Here is an 18,119-nt window from a genome sequence, read left to right as displayed (position 1 = left end):
AGTGAAGTAAGATTTAAGGAGCGCATCAATGGTCGCTAAAAACATTAAATATAACGAAGACGCCAGAAAAAAGATTCAAAAAGGGGTTAAAACTTTAGCTGAGGCTGTAAAGGTTACTCTAGGTCCTAAAGGACGTCATGTTGTCATCGATAAAAGCTTTGGGTCTCCTCAAGTAACTAAAGATGGGGTTACTGTTGCAAAAGAAGTTGAGCTTGCCGATAAGCATGAGAATATGGGCGCTCAAATGGTTAAAGAGGTTGCTAGTAAGACCGCAGATAAAGCTGGGGATGGAACAACAACAGCTACTGTTCTCGCAGAAGCAATCTACACAGAGGGATTACGCAATGTGACAGCTGGTGCGAATCCAATGGATCTCAAAAGAGGAATCGACAAAGCTGTTAAGGTTGTCGTAGATCAAATTAGAAAGATCAGTAAACCAGTTCAACACCATAAAGAAATCGCTCAAGTAGCGACCATTTCCGCTAACAACGATGCTGAAATCGGTAATCTTATTGCAGAAGCAATGGAGAAGGTTGGTAAAAATGGCTCTATCACCGTTGAAGAAGCAAAAGGATTTGAGACGGTACTAGATGTCGTTGAGGGAATGAATTTCAACAGAGGGTATCTCTCTAGCTATTTTGCAACAAATCCAGAAACTCAAGAGTGTGTGCTGGAAGATGCGCTTGTTTTAATCTATGATAAAAAAATTTCAGGCATCAAAGATTTTCTTCCTGTCTTGCAACAAGTTGCTGAATCCGGACGCCCTCTTCTTATTATCGCAGAAGATATCGAAGGTGAAGCATTAGCAACATTGGTTGTTAACCGAATTCGTGGTGGATTCAGAGTTTGTGCTGTTAAGGCTCCTGGATTTGGAGACAGAAGAAAAGCTATGTTAGAAGACATCGCAATCTTGACGGGCGGCCAACTTATCAGCGAAGAGTTAGGCATGAAGCTAGAAAATGCCAATTTAGCAGTGCTTGGTAAGGCTAAAAAAGTAATTGTTTCTAAAGAAGATACGACTATCGTTGAGGGAATGGGCGAAAAAGAAGCTTTAGAAGCTCGTTGCGAAAGTATTAAAAAACAAATCGAGGATAGCACTTCTGATTATGATAAAGAAAAACTTCAGGAGCGTCTTGCTAAGCTTTCTGGCGGCGTAGCGGTCATTCGAGTTGGAGCTGCAACAGAAATCGAAATGAAAGAGAAAAAAGACCGTGTAGATGATGCTCAGCATGCTACAATTGCTGCTGTTGAAGAAGGAATTCTTCCTGGAGGAGGAACGGCTTTAGTTCGTTGCATCCCAACTTTAGAAGCCTTTTTACCAATGCTAACTAATGAAGATGAGCAAATTGGAGCACGTATTGTTTTGAAAGCTCTGTCTGCACCTTTAAAACAAATTGCGGCAAATGCAGGAAAAGAGGGAGCCATTATCTTCCAACAAGTAATGTCCCGCTCTGCAAACGAAGGATATGATGCTTTGCGTGATGCTTACACAGACATGCTTGAAGCTGGTATTTTAGATCCTGCTAAAGTGACTCGTTCAGCTTTAGAAAGTGCTGCATCTGTTGCAGGATTACTTTTGACAACAGAAGCTCTTATTGCAGAAATTCCAGAAGAGAAACCTGCACCAGCTCCTGCAATGCCTGGAGCAGGAATGGATTATTAATTTCTTAATAAAGGAATAGGTTTTCCATTGAGCCTCGTTTTCTTACAAGAACGAGGCTTTTTTTTCGGTTTCTAATATTTCTTTATTCTACTATCGTAAATATCTAGTGCTTATGACTATCCTGCCCTATGTTTAAGTTGATCAAAAGCGCCTTTCTTCTTGGTTGTTGTGTCCTAGGATATTTCTGGATAAGAAAAGAAAGTATTGTGGAACATTGGCTATCCCAACAATTACATACTCAAGTAACTGTTGGAAATATCTCTCCTGGTTTCTCTAAAACAAAAATTCGTCATCTATGTATTCATAATCCTCTTCCTTCAGATAGGTATCCTTACGCGGTGGAAATTGAGTGCGTGTCTCTCAAATACTCGATTGTCACAATGCTTCTTTCAAAAAAAATTGATATTTCTGATGTTTTTTTACAAGGGACTTCGTTGACTGTATTCCCATATGAGGGATCAACAAAAACGAATTGGTCTTTTTTTTGGGATAATTTCATCGGTAGCAATACTGATATGCAATTCCGCCACTCTCAAACTTTTGAATCAACGATCAACACAATCCCAGTGTTTATTAAGCGTTGTTTATGTACAAACACTCGAGTACATGGTATCAAAAATAATCACAAAGAGATTCCTACTACTCCGGTTCCTTCTATGGAGTTTCGAGGATCTTTATCTTCTTTCCCTTTACTAACCTTAGGAGAAACAACTAGAGCCTTGCTTTATCTGATTGTTGAAGAAAGTTTCTTTCATGCCAATATCTCTGGAGATATAGCCCGTCCTCTTTCTAAACAAGCTCGAACTTATTTTAACTCTTCTCTGTCTGAATACTCACATCTAAAAAAAGATGGAGCCTTCCCTTCTAATTTTGCTCACGAGCTCGAAGAATTTATGAAAGAATTACTATTTCGGTAGCTCTAATTTTGATTAAAAAGGATTCTCGGTATCAAGAAACTCAACGGGACAAATCCCCAATTCTTTCAGGTGTTGAACTAAAGCTTTCGGCCCTACTTTCTCAGTGGCTGTATGCCCAAAAGCTAAGAAATTAATAGCCAATTCATGTGCTAAAGACCACGCTGGTTCATCGAAATTCCCAGTAATGAAACAATCCACATCTTGACACTTAGCTTCATAAACTTCTCGATAAGCACCCCCTGAAATAAGAGCTGCCGAAGCCACTTTCTCTTTTCCTCCTAAAGCCTGGGCCAACACTGTGGTTTGATAATATGAAGATAATTCAGCAATAAAATCTTGAATGTCTTTTTCAGGAAAAACTCCCTTTACTCCTAAAGATGGTCGGGAACTTCCAAAAGCCTCTAATTGTTGCCATCCTAAATCTTGAGCAGCTTTCCAATTATTTCCAATCTTTGAATGAGCATCTAAAGGAAGATGATAGGCTATTAAATGTATATTCTTTTCAATGAGACGTCGTACTCGTTGATAAACTACCCCCGTGATGGGATAAGGCATTCCTTTCCAAAATATACCGTGATGAACAATTAAAACATTCGCTTCGCTAACAATCGCCTTTTCAATTGTTGCTAAATCTGCCGTTACAGCAACTGCAATTTTGTGAACTAAAGCTTGTGGATCACCAACCTGTAAACCATTAGGCCCATAATCATGGAAAAATTCAGGATGTAATAGTTCATTCAAAATATTAAGAAGATCAGAAACGTTCATATCGAAAACTCATCACAAAAGAAGACCTTATTTATATTTATTTTCTCTCATAATTTGCTATCCCTTCCGCAAATTTTCTGTATTCTGATAAAAAAACTTCTTTAATTCTACGGTGACCAGAAGAACTTGGAAGGTTCGGTAAATCTTCTAATAAATAGCTTTCTTGTTCTGAAGAAAACGCTTCTATGCGAAAAATATATGGAAATAGTAGAACCCGATAACGCGTAAAAACCTGTTTTTGACTAGGAAGCTTTTGAACAAAAGATAGCGATTCTCCAAAATCTCCTCGAGCTAGTTCGGTGATTCGTTCAATATTCAAGCAATCTTCTTTAGAGAGTTAATAGTAAGGGAACTCGTACAACCCTGCCATGATTTCTTTTTCATCTCTCTTCTTCATAAGAACACGATCTTTACTCATGATAATGACCACAGCGCGGTCCAAGACTGTATTATCATAACGTTTCTTTCTGATCGGATATTGAGTCATCATCCCTTTTTGATATGCTTGGCAAAAAGAGTTTAAAGGACATTGTGTACAAATAGGCTGGCGCTTACAAAGCTTTGCGCCTAATTCAATAAAGGCTTCAGCTATAACGTGAGGCTCTTTTTCTGGAAGAAGGCCTTCGCACATCTTCGTAATTTTTTGTCGAGTCTTGATGCTATCTATAGATTGATCTATAGCAAATAGGCGACTCATTACTCGCAAAACATTTCCATCTACAGCAGCTTTTTTTTGCTTAAAAGCAAATGCTAGAATAGCGTTTGCTGTATAGGGACCAATCCCTTTAATAGAAACAAGAAGATCCGGATCTTGAGGAATTTTTCCTTGAAAAAATCTAGTGATAACACGCGCTCCCTCTAAAAGACTACGTGCTCGAGAATAATATCCTAACACTTCCCATAGACGTATCACCTCACTCTCTTCAGCTTCTGCAAGAGCTTGTATAGAAGGGAATTTTTCCATCCATTTCAAAAAATAGGGAACAACAACTTCTGCCCGAGTTTGTTGAAGCATTACCTCTGAAACCCAAACATGATAAGGAGTAGGTGCTTCTCTCCAGGGAAAAGATCTTTTATATTCCAAAAACCATGAACGTAATGCTTCCAGAGGGAAAGATTCCTTATTCTGGAAAAAAGCTGTTCTTATCATAAAGATTCTCGTAAAATTGTACTAACATACTTATAGGTAGCGGATTATGCAAGAATTTACTGGTATAGCAGATCGCCACATAAGACTAGCCTCTTTTCTCCGATCCTCCTTAGCTCATTTGCCTAAAAAAATTATTTTAGAATCTATTCGCTATCATGGATGTCGAGTAAATGGACGCATCGAACGTTTTGAATCTTACAAACTTCAGCCTGGGGATCATGTTACTTTACAAATCATTGAGCGCTCCTGTCCACAATTACTCTGGGAGGATGAGCATCTCTGTATTTATAACAAACCTGCAAAACAAACCTCTGAAGAATTAGCAAAGCAACTCCAAGTTCATCTTGTTCATCGCCTAGATCGAGATACATCCGGATGTATTCTTTTTGCAAAACATGCAAAGGCTGTAACTCTTACTACACAATTATTCAAAACACGGAAAATTGATAAACGTTATGTTGCTTTAGTCTTTGGTCATCCCCGCCAACAAACAGGTACCATAACCACCTACACAGCTCCCTGTCATAGACGCGTCGGAGCTGTATTATTCAGCAACACGGAAAAAAATAAAGGGAAGATCACTATTACAGAATGGCGGGTGCTCACTAACTATCCTAAATACTCACTACTTCTTTGTCGTCCTATCACAGGAAGAACACACCAAATACGCCTACATATGAAAACGATTGGACATCCTATTGTTGGAGATATTGATTATGGAAACAAAGAACAACCAAAACAAATTGTTCGACATTTGCTCCATGCGGTAAGTCTTAGTTTTTATTCGCCTTTCTCTCAAGAAAAAATAGAGGTGTCTTCTTCAGATCACTATCCTTTTTATGCAGATTTCAAATCTGTATAACTTGACCCACAATAACAAAATCTCTTAAGCACTCCTTGTTTACCTAAAAAGCCATGATCTAAAAATTTGTACTGCTAGGATCTAAGGGCCTTTTCTTTAAAAATTTTTAGTCCCCCCACCACCACCAAAAAAAAAGCCCTTTCGCTGAACCAGCGAAAAGGCTTATTATTCAAGCAAAACAAAGTTTTCTATCCTAAGGATTGCCGTTTGTTACCAAACCAACTTTACCTGCCCAAGAAGCAAAACACTCTCTTAAAAGAGTTCGACTTGATGAACTATTAGGATCTCTTAACTCCTTAAGAAGTTCTACGAAAGCACTTTTTGAGTCATAGGCCTTTACTATCTTATAAAGATTCTGACGAGCTTGGTTAGCCACATTCTTAGAGCATCTTAAAGGATCCCGTGAACACTGCACACTTGCTTGAAGCACAATCTCTTGGAAACCTTTGTACTCTTTACTGTTAGAAGAAGGGCCTCCTTCTACTGAAATTCCACTCATAACCATGCAGACACAAACAAGTTCTGTTAATTGTTTAGGCGTTAACCAGATAGGAGTGCATTCATTTCCAACAGCAGCAGAAAGAACAGCACAAACTTTGGCAAGAAGCATAGCTTTCTGCTCTGATGTCAACCTATCTTCACCGTCTTCACTAGTTAATTGTAAACAAGACAAAGCAGGTAGTAATAGTTCAGGATTAAAATTGACAGCAGATTGCCCGCCCCCCGAACTTCCAATAATTTTAACACGACTCCCTAAATCCCCTAGAGACATTATTGATGTTTCTCCCGACAATCCAGAACAGAGAGCGTCACACCAGAACGGATTGTCCAAAAGATTCGCACAAGAACAAAGACGCATTAACCACTTTTTGTGATTCATTTGCATCATAACCTGCCCGATAGAAGACACAGCCTGTTTGCAAGACTCCTCTAGTTCTTCTGGAGTAGGAATATGTGGAAGATTCCCCGATATTAGGTCAGAAATTGTGATACCTAAATTCTGCAATCCAAGCATAAATGTAGTGCTTCCCATAGCTTGTTCTAAAGCTTGAATTTGTTGAGCATATTCTGAAATATCTATCCCTTCATCAGAAGATCCGGTGCAACACCAAGATTCTGCGTAGCTACATAAAAGAGCCCCTATACTTCCGCATCCTCCTTCTCCACCATCACAACCAAAAGCAGAACATCCACAAGAACGTGTGCAACAAGGTTTACAAGAGTCGTGGCAAGCATCCATCCCTTTCTTGACATGTTTACTATTCGCTGCCATAATCAAGAGGTTCGCTAAACCACCCCCGGCAACACCAACAGCTCCAATAATCGGATTAGAAGAAGCAGCAAGCAAACTACACACATTAGTACAGCATTCTCCTATCCCCGATCGATTTGAACTTTCCGAAGAGCCTTCTTTCTGCACTTTTTGCAACATCTCAACAAGCTGTAGCAGAACATTTACATCTCCCGAGAGTGAAAAAGTGCAGTTACCGACTAATGACTGAGCCAAAGGAGATCCGTCGCTCATTTGCGTACCAGCCAATCCTGCTAATGCATCCAAAGTGTCTTGCAACTTCATGCCTCTCGTAATGTTTCTGATATCGGATGGTGATAACGGTGGTAATATTGAAGCAGCTAAGCCCCCGTCTACTTCAGATTGCAGGGAATTCATACCACTTTCTTCAAATAATTGAATAATGTTATTATTTGAACTTCGACTCATTCCTGAAAGCAGAACCCCTAATAAGGCTGAATTTGAGGTCAATCCGTGTGATGATCTCACACCATCCCCTGTGCTCGATTTTGAAGGTTGCTGAACTATTACAGAAGGAGTAGCACCATCAACAAAATCCCCTCCAGAACACTCTAGATCGTAGATGTTAACGCCTGCATAAGAAAATCTATTTCCACATTTCTTACCAAAGTCTGTTCCTCCGCGCCCTGAATGCATTTGTTGCATACCAAGCGAACCCGCTCCCGATAAAGAAGGATTACCTATACCACCGCACACAGTGGAAATTTGTTCGGATTGAGTGTTTTGCGATTGCGAAGAAACACCGTCCGTCTCTGTATTCTCACCTTCATTGGTAACAAAGCAACCCCATATGGATGAACACAAATTACTAATTGCAGACATATTTTCAACTCCCGAATACTTTGGAAGATTATTATCTGAAAAATTCTACATATAGAAGCAGTTTTTTACACTTTGAAAAAAAAGAAATTTACTTAATTTTTTCAAAGAAAAATTATTCTTATATATTTCAATACAAATCAAATTTTTCTTAAACAACTACTTAATCATAAAAGTTAGGCTGACCAACTGTGAAAATTTATTCATTTTGCCAATCAAATTCTTTAACTCTTTCGAGTCTCATTTCTCAATAATGAGGAATTTGATACTCTCTTCTCTCAAGCAGACAAACCGGGGTTAGCTCATGTTGAAAATTGATTTAACAGGAAAAATTGCCTTCATAGCTGGTATTGGCGATGATCAAGGGTATGGTTGGGGTATCGCAAAAATGTTAGCAGAAGCGGGTGCAACTATCCTTGTCGGAACCTGGGTTCCCATTTACAAGATCTTTTCTCAATCTTGGGAACTAGGAAAATTTAATGAGTCTCGCAAACTATCAAACGGAGAACTACTTACTTTTGCAAAAATTTACCCAATGGACGCAAGCTTTGATAATCCAGAAGATATTCCTCAAGACATTTTAGAAAACAAGCGGTACAAAGACTTGTCAGGATATTCTGTATCAGAAATTGCAGCTCAGGTAGAAAAAGATTTCGGGCATATCGATATTCTTGTTCATTCGCTCGCCAACAGCCCTGAGATAGCAAAACCTTTACTCGACACTTCTCGAAAAGGCTATCTCGCAGCATTAAGTACATCCAGTTATTCCTTCATTAGCCTTCTCTCTCATTTTGGTCCAATTATGAATGAGGGCGCTAGCACAATTTCCTTAACATACCTAGCTTCTATGCGAGCAGTTCCTGGATATGGAGGAGGCATGAGTGCAGCAAAAGCTGCTTTGGAAAGTGATACGAAGGTGTTAGCTTGGGAAGCTGGAAGACGCTGGGGAATCCGTGTCAACACGATTTCAGCAGGACCATTAGCTAGCCGCGCCGGTAAAGCCATTGGATTTATCGAACGAATGGTTGATTATTATCTAGATTGGGCACCATTACCATCCCCAATGGAGGCAGAACAAGTGGGTGCGGCAGCAGCATTTCTTGTTTCTCCGTTAGCCAGTGCTATCACGGGAGAGACATTATACGTAGATCATGGAGCTAATGTTATGGGAATAGGTCCAGAAATGCTACCTAAGAACTAATCCACTGTTTATATCGCTGCTCACCGGCTTCCCAAGCAGAAAGGATTCCAAGTTCCTTCGCTGGGGGAGCCAGAAAATCAGCTAACTCATGCATCCCTTCCGGAGCAGTCTGCATCACAATTCTGAAATCCCCTCTAGATAACAAATCTATGTCGTTAGCATCATCTCCAGAAGTCATAATGAAAGGTTTTTTTTTGTAAAAAGATTGAACCACTTGATCTAAAGCAAATCCTTTTGAAACATCCTTCAAAGTTAATAAAAGCACTGCATAGTTAAAATCAAAAGGCCATCGCATATAGTTCATAGTAACCTGAGAAAAGATCTCTGGAGATTTTGCAAACCGTTCAGCCATCTTCCTAACTTCTTCCTGCTTCCCGAAAAATTTAGCGACAGCAAACTCTTCACAAGTAAACTCTTCTGAAAGACATTCTTGAATATCAATAAGTAATTCAGCAGATTCTGGTGAAGGGAAATAGACCGAGTCAAGAATTGTTTTAAGTTCTTGCGCATTGTTTCCTAATCCTTGTCGAAAATACATATCCTGGTTAGCAGCCCCTGCTTCTATGCAAACGATCAGATTGATATCCTCAAAATACTTTTCTAAGGTCAAAAGAAAGCTTTTTGGCAAACTTCGGAAATAAATAAATTTTTTTTCTTCAGAAGACCAAACAGAAGAGCCATTTTGGCTCCCTAGTAAGAAGGGAACAGAAAAATTCTGGAAAAGAGGATACGCATAGGAAAAATATCTTCCAGTTAGAAAAAATAACTTCCAACCGGAATCATGATACTGGTGTAAAGCTTCCACAACACGATCATGAAGCTGGTGTGGTAAGTGCGTAATAGTCCCGTCGATATCCGTAACTAGCAATCTATCTAAAGTCATAAAAGATAAAGCTCTTTTTTCTATAAACAATTATCTGCTTTATTTTTCTTCTTTAATTGGGATAGAAATCCCGATAACATCTCTCCGCGAGGAGCTACTGCTTTCTGAAAGTTCTGTTTTAATAACTCATTCAGATCTGTATTTGGAGGGAATTCAGACAGCAGAGTTACCTGATCCCCCCTTTCAGCAATCACTAAAATTTTATTCACTACTTTAATTACGTAAATGGAGGTTTTAGAAGCTAAAACTCTTCGATCTAAAATTTTAATAGATGAATTGCCATTCGGAATATGGCCATGCGAACGCAAGAAGCGCCGAAATAACCAACAACCAACTCCAAATATTCCTAATAAAAGAACTAAAGAACCGAGCATTCTTCCTACTTCCCAACGCATAGAATCAGGGAAGTTTTCATCAACAAAAGAAAGCTCTTGCGAAACATCTATGAAAGAAGAGTTGTTTTCCATGAAACTAAACATTCGTTGAAACAGTCGCAACATGAAAAGCTCTCCCTAGTATGGGTCTAATCAAGATATGTCCCTCATCCTACGAACCTATAGCTTATTAATCAAGATCCATTGTCCTAATCAACACTCTCTGGCATATTGGTTATTTTCTGAGAAGAATTCTAGGGAGCTCTGATGATACTGAGATTTTGTATCTCCTGTATTCCTTTAGCCATCTGGTTATTTTCTGGTGTGAAACTATTGATAAAAGCTTTATATCTTGCTTTACACAATCAATTTCCGCTCGTCCTTTCAGCAAAACTACTCGCTGCAGCCTGGGTATTATCTTCAGTTAAATATCGTTTTGTTTTAAAAAGAAGCATGACAAGGCAGCACGAGCTTGATGCTCAACTATTGATTAAAGAAATTTCCCCTCTCGTCTTCATTAAAAGATCTTTCTTATCGAGAAGGATGTTGATAATTTTAATCATGTTGATGCTATCCTCTACACTTCAGCACCCAACGACAAAACCTCTTTTATCATTCCTTATGTGCTCATCTGTAAGTTATGCTCTTTTCAAAGTAAGCTTAGCTCATTGGAAATCTCTCAAAAAATTAAAAGCTAAATACTCTGTCTACTACTGTTGACTATTCTGCAATAGCTACAGCTGTAGCATAATCCCTGCTATGACTTACAGAAAGGAGAATCCTTTGAACCCCTAAAGAACATAAAAGGGAGCCCGGAACAATCACCTTTGGATGGCATGAATTTCTAAGCATTTCAATTTCTTTCCATTTTAAGAGTTTGCCTATACCTGTGCCTAAAGCCTTGGCAACAGCTTCTTTAGCAGCAAAACGAGCTGCTAAAGAAGCATAAGGATCTGCTTTAGAAAAGCAATACTCTCTTTCCCTTTCCGTAAAAATTCTTTTTAAAAATCTATCCCCGTAGATCGCATGAGTTTTACGAATCCTGTTAATCTCAATAATATCCGTCCCAATTCCAAACATAGCTCTTAAGTATCTAAAAATCTTTCAGCATCTAAAGCAGCCATACATCCACTTCCAGCAGAAGTGATCGCCTGTCTGTAGTGTTTATCTTGAACATCCCCAGCAGCAAAAACTCCAGGAATCGATGTGCGAGAGCTTCCCTTTTCTGTAATAATGTACCCATTTTCATCTAGGACTAACTGTCCTCCTAAAAAAGCTGTATTAGGTTGGTGTCCTATAGCAAAGAAAACTCCCGCAGCATCCATAGTCGTAGTTGTTTTCTCAACATTATTAAAAATATCAATGGAACGAACTATAGAGTCTCCAGAAATTTTCACTACCTCACTATTCCAAAGGAAGAAGATTTTGTCGTTAGCCTTAGCCTTATTAATCATAGATTTAGAGGCACGTAAGACATCCCTTCTGTGAACAATGAACACACGCTTCCCATAACGCGCTAGAAATATTGCCTCTTCTAAAGCAGAATCCCCTCCCCCAACGACAAACAAGTCTTTATCTCGGAAAATAGGAGAAGCTCCATCACAAACAGCACAAGCTGTCACACCTTTCTGCCAAAATTCATTATCTCCAGCCCCTGGAATTGATAAACGTTTAGCTGAAGCTCCTGTGGCTATAATGCATGCATCACAAGTAAATGTCTCTTCTCCTGATTTAAGAACAAAAGGTCTCACATTAAAATCGACAGAAGTAATGTCCTTAGGGAGCACTTGGGTTCCAAAACGCAGAGCCTGTGCTTTCATGCGATCCATCAGCTGTTGCCCAAACACCCCTTCTGGAAAACCAGGAAAATTTTCTACCTCAGTTGTAGTCATTAGTTGCCCCCCAGCAATACCAGAAAAGAATCCTTCAAAAAGCAATGGAGACAAAAGAGCTCTAGAAGCATATATAGCGGCGGTGTAACCTGCTGGTCCAGAACCTATGATGACCAACCTTGCATGTGTCATGAAAACTCCTAATAATCAATTGTTAATCCAAGTAGAAAATACAAATACACACAAAAGAAAAAATTTTTTCTTACCTCTGTGAAAGGGGGAACTATAGCGAACAAAACTTTTTCCGCAAATGACATTCACCCTCCCACGTACACATGCATACTTCAGCAACTGAAAGGCCCCAAACAAGAGTAGGGAATGGATAGAATATTTGTTCAGATCACAAAAACTAAAACTAATTTTATACAAAAAAAACTTTCACAAAACTTTTTTAATAAAGAGAAGCTGCTTATTACTTTCTAGAGCAAGGGAGATCTTGCCTTTTTTAAGGTGAATATTTACACTGTTCTTTTTGACTTTGTAGTTTTTAGGAGAACATCATTAAATGCCAAAACAAGCCGATTACACTTGGGAAGCAAAAAAGAATCTCGATACGATAGCTTGCTTACCAGAAGACGTTAAACAGTTTAAAGATCTTCTCTACGCGATGCATGGCTTCACCGCGGAAGAAGAAGAACCCACTAGCGAAGTACAGCCTGGTGCGATCCTAAAAGGTACAGTCGTTGATATAAACAAAGACTTTGTTGTTGTTGATGTTGGATTAAAATCTGAAGGGGTCATCCCTATGTCAGAATTTATAGACTCTTCAGAAGGGCTAACCATCGGAGCTGAAGTAGAAGTTTATCTAGATCAAACCGAAGACGAAGAAGGAAAAGTTGTTTTATCTCGGGAGAAAGCAACAAGACAACGTCAATGGGAATATATCCTTGCTCATTGCGAAGAAGGATCTATTGTTAAAGGTCAAATCACTCGTAAAGTTAAAGGCGGTTTGATTGTCGACATTGGTATGGAAGCTTTTCTTCCTGGCTCCCAAATAGACAATAAAAAAATTAAAAATTTGGATGATTATGTAGGCAAAGTTTGCGAATTCAAAATTCTTAAAATCAATGTGGATCGCAGAAACGTTGTCGTGTCCAGAAGGGAACTTCTTGAAGCCGAGCGTATTTCTAAGAAAGCTGAGTTAATTGAACAAATTACGATTGGAGAACGTCGCAAGGGTATCGTCAAAAATATCACAGATTTCGGAGTTTTCTTAGATCTTGATGGTATCGATGGCTTGCTCCACATTACGGATATGACTTGGAAACGAATTCGTCACCCATCCGAAATGGTTGAGCTCAACCAAGAATTGGAAGTCATTATTCTTAGTGTTGACAAAGAGAAAGGTCGTGTGGCTCTCGGCTTGAAGCAAAAAGAGCATAATCCTTGGGAAGATATTGAGAAGAAATATCCTCCAGGAAAACGAGTTCGTGGTAAAATTGTTAAGCTTCTTCCGTATGGGGCATTTATTGAAATTGAAGAAGGCATTGAAGGTCTTATTCACGTTTCAGAGATGTCTTGGGTTAAAAATATCGTAGATCCCAACGAAGTTGTTAATAAAGGCGATGAAGTTGAAGTAGTTGTTCTTTCTATTCAAAAAGATGAAGGAAAAATTTCTCTTGGTTTGAAGCAGACAGAGCACAATCCTTGGGATAATATTGAAGAGAAGTACCCTATTGGATTACGAGTATCCGCAGAGATCAAAAATTTGACCAATTACGGAGCTTTTGTTGAACTGGAACCTGGAATTGAGGGCTTGATTCACATTTCAGATATGAGTTGGATTAAAAAAGTTTCTCATCCTTCAGAACTTTTCAAAAAGGGCAATACGGTTGAAGCAGTTATTTTGTCTGTAGATAAAGAAAGTAAAAAAATTACTTTGGGAGTGAAACAACTGACTCCTAATCCATGGGATGAAATTGAAGCAATGTTCCCTGTTGGCAGTGATATCTCTGGCATAGTGACTAAAATTACGGCTTTCGGAGCTTTCGTTGAGTTACAAAATGGTATCGAAGGACTAATTCACGTGTCAGAACTTTCTGATAAACCTTTTGCTAAAATTGAAGATATTCTTTCCATTGGAGATAAGGTTTTTGCTAAGGTTATCAAGTTAGATCCAGATCATAAGAAAGTTTCTCTTTCTATTAAGGAATTCCTCGCTCATGGAGGACAATCTGGTCAAGATTCTGAGGAAATATCTTCTGACAGAGACTAAGTCTCATTGTTAGCGAGTTTCGTTAGTAATGAGCAAACATAAGGGCAGGGCCTAAAGCCCTGCTCCCCTTAGCGCTATTTTTTTGCTTTTTTTCCCTTACCCATAAGAGGAGTATTAATGAACAAGGATCTTGTGGCTATTTTTGACTACATGGAAAGAGAGAAAGGTATTCAACGCTCTACAATCATTGGAGCTATTGAGTCCGCTCTGAAAATTGCTGCGAAAAAGACTCTTAGAGATGATGCAAATGTATCCGTGAGTATCAATCCTCGCACCGGGGACATAGAAGTTTTTTGCGAAAAACAAATTGTTGAAAAATGCCAAAATCCAAGTAAGGAAATTCCTTTAGACAAAGCCCGTGAATATGATCCAGACTGTCAGATCGGGCAGTACATGGATGTTCCTTTTATTTCTGATCAATTTGGAAGAATTGCTGCACATGCTGCACGCCAAGTTATTGGTCAAAAACTTCGTCATGCTGAACGTGATGTGATTTACGAAGAATACCGTCATCGCAAAAATGAGATCATTTCAGGAGTGGTCAAAAGTTTTGCTCGAGGGGCGAATTTGATTATTGATTTAGGAAAGGTAGAGGGGTTGTTGCCTACTCGCTTTTACCCAAAAACAGAGAAACATAAAATTGGCGATAAAATTTATGCTCTGCTTTACGAGGTACAGGAATCTGAGAATGGTGGAGCCGAAATCATTCTTAGCAGGAGTCATCCAGAGTTTGTGAAGCAATTGTTCATGCAAGAGGTTCCTGAATTAGAAGAAGGATCAGTTGAAATCGTGAAGATTGCGAGAGAAGCAGGCTATCGAACGAAAATGGCTGTACGCTCTTCGGATCCCCAAACAGATGCTGTAGGAGCTTTCGTAGGGATGCGAGGGTCTCGTATTAAGAATATTATTCGCGAATTGAATGATGAGAAAATAGACGTTGTAAATTATTCCCCTGTATCGACAGAATTGTTACAAAATTTGCTCTATCCTGTAAAAATTCAAAAAATCGCTATTCTGGAAGATGATAAAGTTATTGCTATTATCGTCCAAGATTCGGACTACGCAACCGTTATTGGTAAACGAGGTATCAATGCTCGCCTAATTAGTCAAATTTTAGGCTATGAACTTGAAGTCCAAAGAATGAGTGAGTACAACAAATTGTTGGAAATTCAACGTTTACAGCTGGCAGAGTTCGAAGACCCTCGATTAGATCAACCGTTAGCAGTGGACGGAATCAGTACATTGGTATTGCAGAACCTAGAGCACGCAGGATACGACACGATTAGGAAAATATTGCTGGCTAGTGCTAGCGAATTGGCTTCTGTTCCAGGAATTAGTCTAGAGCTGGCTTATAAGATTCTTGAACAGGTCAGCAAATACGGAGAAGGCAAAGTTGACGAAAAACCTAAAGTTGAAGATTAAGAACGCACAATTGACGAAGGCTGCTGGCTTAGATAAATTGAAACAGAAACTAGCTCAGGCCGGATCTTCTGATACCAAAAATTCTCCAGCAAGTAAGGCTCAAACAAAAGAAAAGAGCTCTAAAAAGGTTGCTGGCGCACCTGTTTTTACACCTGAGGTAGATTCAGGTATAGCAGAGTCTACAGCGCGAAGAATTCGAGCAAAAGATCATTCTTCATTTGCGGTAGAGCCAATTGCAGCTGGAGCTGTTTTACCGGGGGATTCGTCATGTCTAACACTAGACGCCTTACCCCAAGATTTGGTTGAAAATCCTTCTATTCCCCCAAAAATAACTTTTCAAGAAGAGGAACTTCCGGAAGCGTTTTCCAGTAAGCAAGAAGGAAAAGAGTCTTCAGAAGTTACTGGAAAAGTTTTGGAACATAAAGAAGAGCCTCCCATTATCCGAACAAGAACAGAACCTAAAAGCATAGTTTCTATTAAGCCAAAATTTGGCCCTACAGGAAAGCATATCAACCACCTATTAGCGAAAACTTTCAAAGCTCCTGCTAAAGAAGCGAAGACTGCGGCTGTTGCTGAAGAGTCCGTGCAACAACCACGATCTCAAACAGAGCCGACAACTTCTGCTAATAAACAGCCATCCTCTGGAACAAACACTCGTCCAACTCTCGCTACTCCTTCGTATCGCAGGGATTCTTCCAATAACAATAGTTCGAAGCGAGGATCTGAAAGAGAGCGTTCAAAAAGATCTGACGAAAGCGTGAAAGCTTTCACAGGCCGAGATCGCTACGGGTTAAACGAGGGTTCTTCTGAAGAAGATAGATGGCGGAAAAAACGTGTTCATAAAACGAAAAAACAGTCTGAAGAGCATGTCGTACAATGTCCTTCGCATATCAAGATCGCCCTTCCTATTACGGTTAAAGATCTTGCAGCAGAGATGAAACTAAAAGCTTCTGAGCTTATCCAGAAGCTGTTTATTCATGGTATGACTTACGTAGTAAATGACGTTTTAGATAGTCAAACTATTGTGGAATACATTGGACTGGAATTTGGATGTACTATTGAGATTGATTCTTCAGAAAAAGAAAAACTCTGTTTAGTGGAAAATACAGTTCGCGATGAAATCAATGAGACAGATCCTCAAAAATTAGTTATCCGCTCCCCTATTGTCGCATTTATGGGTCACGTGGATCATGGAAAAACAACACTGATCGATGCTTTGCGCCAAAGTAATATAGCAGCTTCAGAAGCTGGTGCTATTACCCAGCATATGGGAGCGTTTAAATGCAGTACACCAGTCGGGGACATTACTGTTCTTGATACTCCAGGGCACGAAGCTTTTTCGGCTATGCGTGCCCGGGGAGCCGAAACCTGTGACATTGTAGTATTAGTTGTTGCTGGGGACGAAGGGATCAAGGAACAAACTGTTGAGGCTATCCAACACGCAAAAGCTGCTAACATTACTATTGTTGTAGCTATTAATAAATGTGATAAGCCTAATTTTAACACGGAAACTGTGTATCGTCAGTTGGCGGAACTTGATCTTCTTCCTGAAGCTTGGGGAGGATCTATCGCGACCATTAATACTTCTGCAAAAACGGGAGAAGGCTTACAAGATTTACTTGAAATGCTCGCGTTACAAGCTGAAGTTTTAGAATTGAAAGCAGATCCTTCTACTAGAGCTCGAGGAATTGTTATTGAATCTGAGCTACATAAAGGGTTAGGAGCAGTTGCGACTGTACTCGTGCAAAATGGAACTCTTCATCTTGGAGAGGCCTTAGTGTTTAACGACTGTTATGGGAAAGTGAAGACCATGCACAATGAGCATAATCAGCTTTTACAGTCAGCAACACCTTCAACTCCAGTGCTTATTACGGGATTGTCAGGGATTCCTAAAGCAGGCGATCCTTTCATAGTCGTAAAAAATGAGAAAGCAGCTAAAGAAATCATTAACGCTCGACTCGCAGGCCAGCAAAGATCAGCAGCTTTACAGAAAAAACGACCAAATTTTGATGCTGTGTTGCAAAATAAGAAGACTTTGAAATTAATTATCAAAGCAGATGTTCAGGGCTCTATAGAAGCTTTAGCCCATTCGATACTGAACATTCGTTCAGAGAAAGTAGATGTAGAAATCTTATCGAGTGGGGTTGGCGATATTTCTGAATCTGATATTCGCTTAGCCTCAGCTTCTAAAGCAACGGTTATCGGATTTCATACAGGTGTCGAAAGCCACGCCGAAGCTCTCATCAAAAATTTGAATATTAAAGTTTGCCTATTCGATATAATTTACCATGCCATAGATTCGATCAAAGAAATTATGACAAGCCTTTTAGATCCTATAGCAGAAGAGAAAAACTTGGGTGCCGCGGAAATTAAAGCAACGTTCAAGTCTTCTCAATTAGGTACAATTTATGGCTGTCTAGTTACAGAAGGAACTATGGTGCGTAATCAAAAAATTCGCATCATTAGAGATAAAGAAATTCTCTGGAAGGGATCTCTTTCCTCCTTAAAACGCTTGAAAGAAGATGTTAAAGAAGTGAAAAAAGGTATGGAATGCGGTATTCTTTTGGATAATTACCAGCAGGCACAAATCGGTGATGTATTGCAGTGCTACGAGGTCATTTATCACCCACAAAAACTGTAG

14 protein-coding genes and 1 pseudogene are annotated in these 18,119 nt (G+C 39.4%); 8 read left to right on the top strand and 7 right to left on the bottom strand.

From position 1 onward, the window contains the following. Window positions 1-28: 28 nt before the first annotated feature. Window positions 29-1,663, top strand: coding sequence for a chaperonin GroEL (groL, locus tag IJ490_RS02890; protein ID WP_291893737.1), 1,635 nt, complete (start codon window positions 29-31; stop codon window positions 1,661-1,663). A 128-nt stretch (window positions 1,664-1,791) separates the two neighbouring features. After that, complete coding sequence (locus tag IJ490_RS02885; protein WP_291893734.1) at window positions 1,792-2,580, top strand: hypothetical protein; 789 nt, start codon at window positions 1,792-1,794, stop codon at window positions 2,578-2,580. Between the two features lie 12 nt (window positions 2,581-2,592). Here IJ490_RS02885 and IJ490_RS02880 read toward each other — a convergent pair whose 3' ends face one another. Together IJ490_RS02880 and mutY are read right to left on the bottom strand one after the other, a co-directional pair. After that, window positions 2,593-3,348 carry a Nif3-like dinuclear metal center hexameric protein gene (locus tag IJ490_RS02880; protein ID WP_291893731.1) on the bottom strand — a complete coding sequence of 252 codons (756 nt, stop codon included), beginning with the start codon at window positions 3,346-3,348 and terminating at the stop codon, window positions 2,593-2,595. 37 nt (window positions 3,349-3,385) lie between these two features. Then, window positions 3,386-4,498: pseudogene (gene mutY / locus IJ490_RS02875) on the bottom strand (A/G-specific adenine glycosylase). 46 nt (window positions 4,499-4,544) lie between these two features. Here mutY and IJ490_RS02870 point away from each other — a divergent pair. Further along, entirely contained in the window at window positions 4,545-5,360 is an 816-nt protein-coding gene (locus IJ490_RS02870) for an RluA family pseudouridine synthase (RefSeq protein ID WP_291893729.1), read from the top strand. A gap of 193 nt (window positions 5,361-5,553) precedes the next feature. Here IJ490_RS02870 and IJ490_RS02865 read toward each other — a convergent pair whose 3' ends face one another. Next, on the bottom strand, window positions 5,554-7,494 hold the full coding sequence (locus tag IJ490_RS02865) for a hypothetical protein (protein WP_291893727.1): 1,941 nt from the start codon (window positions 7,492-7,494) through the stop codon (window positions 5,554-5,556). A gap of 301 nt (window positions 7,495-7,795) precedes the next feature. Here IJ490_RS02865 and IJ490_RS02860 point away from each other — a divergent pair, with 301 nt between their 5' ends. Beyond that, complete coding sequence (locus tag IJ490_RS02860) at window positions 7,796-8,692, top strand: enoyl-[acyl-carrier-protein] reductase (RefSeq protein WP_291893725.1); 897 nt, start codon at window positions 7,796-7,798, stop codon at window positions 8,690-8,692. Here IJ490_RS02860 and IJ490_RS02855 read toward each other — a convergent pair. Both IJ490_RS02855 and IJ490_RS02850 read right to left on the bottom strand, forming a co-directional pair. Continuing rightward, complete coding sequence (locus IJ490_RS02855; protein ID WP_291893722.1) at window positions 8,682-9,575, bottom strand: HAD family hydrolase; 894 nt, start codon at window positions 9,573-9,575, stop codon at window positions 8,682-8,684. The two genes, IJ490_RS02860 and IJ490_RS02855, sit on opposite strands and share 11 nt — an antisense overlap. Before the next feature lie 20 nt (window positions 9,576-9,595). Further along, on the bottom strand, window positions 9,596-10,075 hold the full coding sequence (locus IJ490_RS02850; RefSeq protein ID WP_291893718.1) for a FliO/MopB family protein: 480 nt from the start codon (window positions 10,073-10,075) through the stop codon (window positions 9,596-9,598). Between the two features lie 141 nt (window positions 10,076-10,216). Between IJ490_RS02850 and IJ490_RS02845 the strand changes: the two genes are divergently transcribed. Beyond that, window positions 10,217-10,669 carry a hypothetical protein gene (locus tag IJ490_RS02845; RefSeq protein ID WP_291893713.1) on the top strand — a complete coding sequence of 151 codons (453 nt, stop codon included), beginning with the start codon at window positions 10,217-10,219 and terminating at the stop codon, window positions 10,667-10,669. On the opposite strand, the gene acpS is transcribed toward IJ490_RS02845, so the two are convergent. Both acpS and trxB read right to left on the bottom strand, forming a co-directional pair. Then, a complete protein-coding gene (gene acpS / locus IJ490_RS02840; RefSeq protein ID WP_291893710.1) occupies window positions 10,670-11,029 on the bottom strand; it encodes a holo-ACP synthase in 360 nt (119 codons plus the stop codon). 5 nt (window positions 11,030-11,034) lie between these two features. Further along, window positions 11,035-11,973, bottom strand: coding sequence for a thioredoxin-disulfide reductase (trxB, locus tag IJ490_RS02835; protein WP_291893706.1), 939 nt, complete (start codon window positions 11,971-11,973; stop codon window positions 11,035-11,037). A 373-nt stretch (window positions 11,974-12,346) separates the two neighbouring features. Here trxB and rpsA point away from each other — a divergent pair, with 373 nt between their 5' ends. The 3 genes from rpsA (at window position 12,347) to infB (ending at window position 18,119) form a co-directional block, all read left to right on the top strand. Further along, window positions 12,347-14,056 carry a 30S ribosomal protein S1 gene (gene rpsA, locus IJ490_RS02830; RefSeq protein WP_291893702.1) on the top strand — a complete coding sequence of 570 codons (1,710 nt, stop codon included), beginning with the start codon at window positions 12,347-12,349 and terminating at the stop codon, window positions 14,054-14,056. 117 nt (window positions 14,057-14,173) lie between these two features. After that, on the top strand, window positions 14,174-15,478 hold the full coding sequence (gene nusA, locus IJ490_RS02825; RefSeq protein ID WP_291893700.1) for a transcription termination factor NusA: 1,305 nt from the start codon (window positions 14,174-14,176) through the stop codon (window positions 15,476-15,478). Further along, the gene (gene infB, locus IJ490_RS02820) at window positions 15,417-18,119 is read left to right on the top strand and encodes a translation initiation factor IF-2 (protein WP_291893697.1); all 2,703 of its coding nucleotides are present in this window, start codon (window positions 15,417-15,419) and stop codon (window positions 18,117-18,119) included. Before nusA ends, infB begins: the two co-directional genes overlap by 62 nt.

The sequence above is a fragment of the Chlamydia sp. genome (genome assembly GCF_017472245.1).
Taxonomy (GTDB): domain Bacteria; phylum Chlamydiota; class Chlamydiia; order Chlamydiales; family Chlamydiaceae; genus Chlamydia.
Note: the sequence above shows the minus strand (reverse complement) of the source record. Positions and strands in the feature narration are given on the sequence as shown.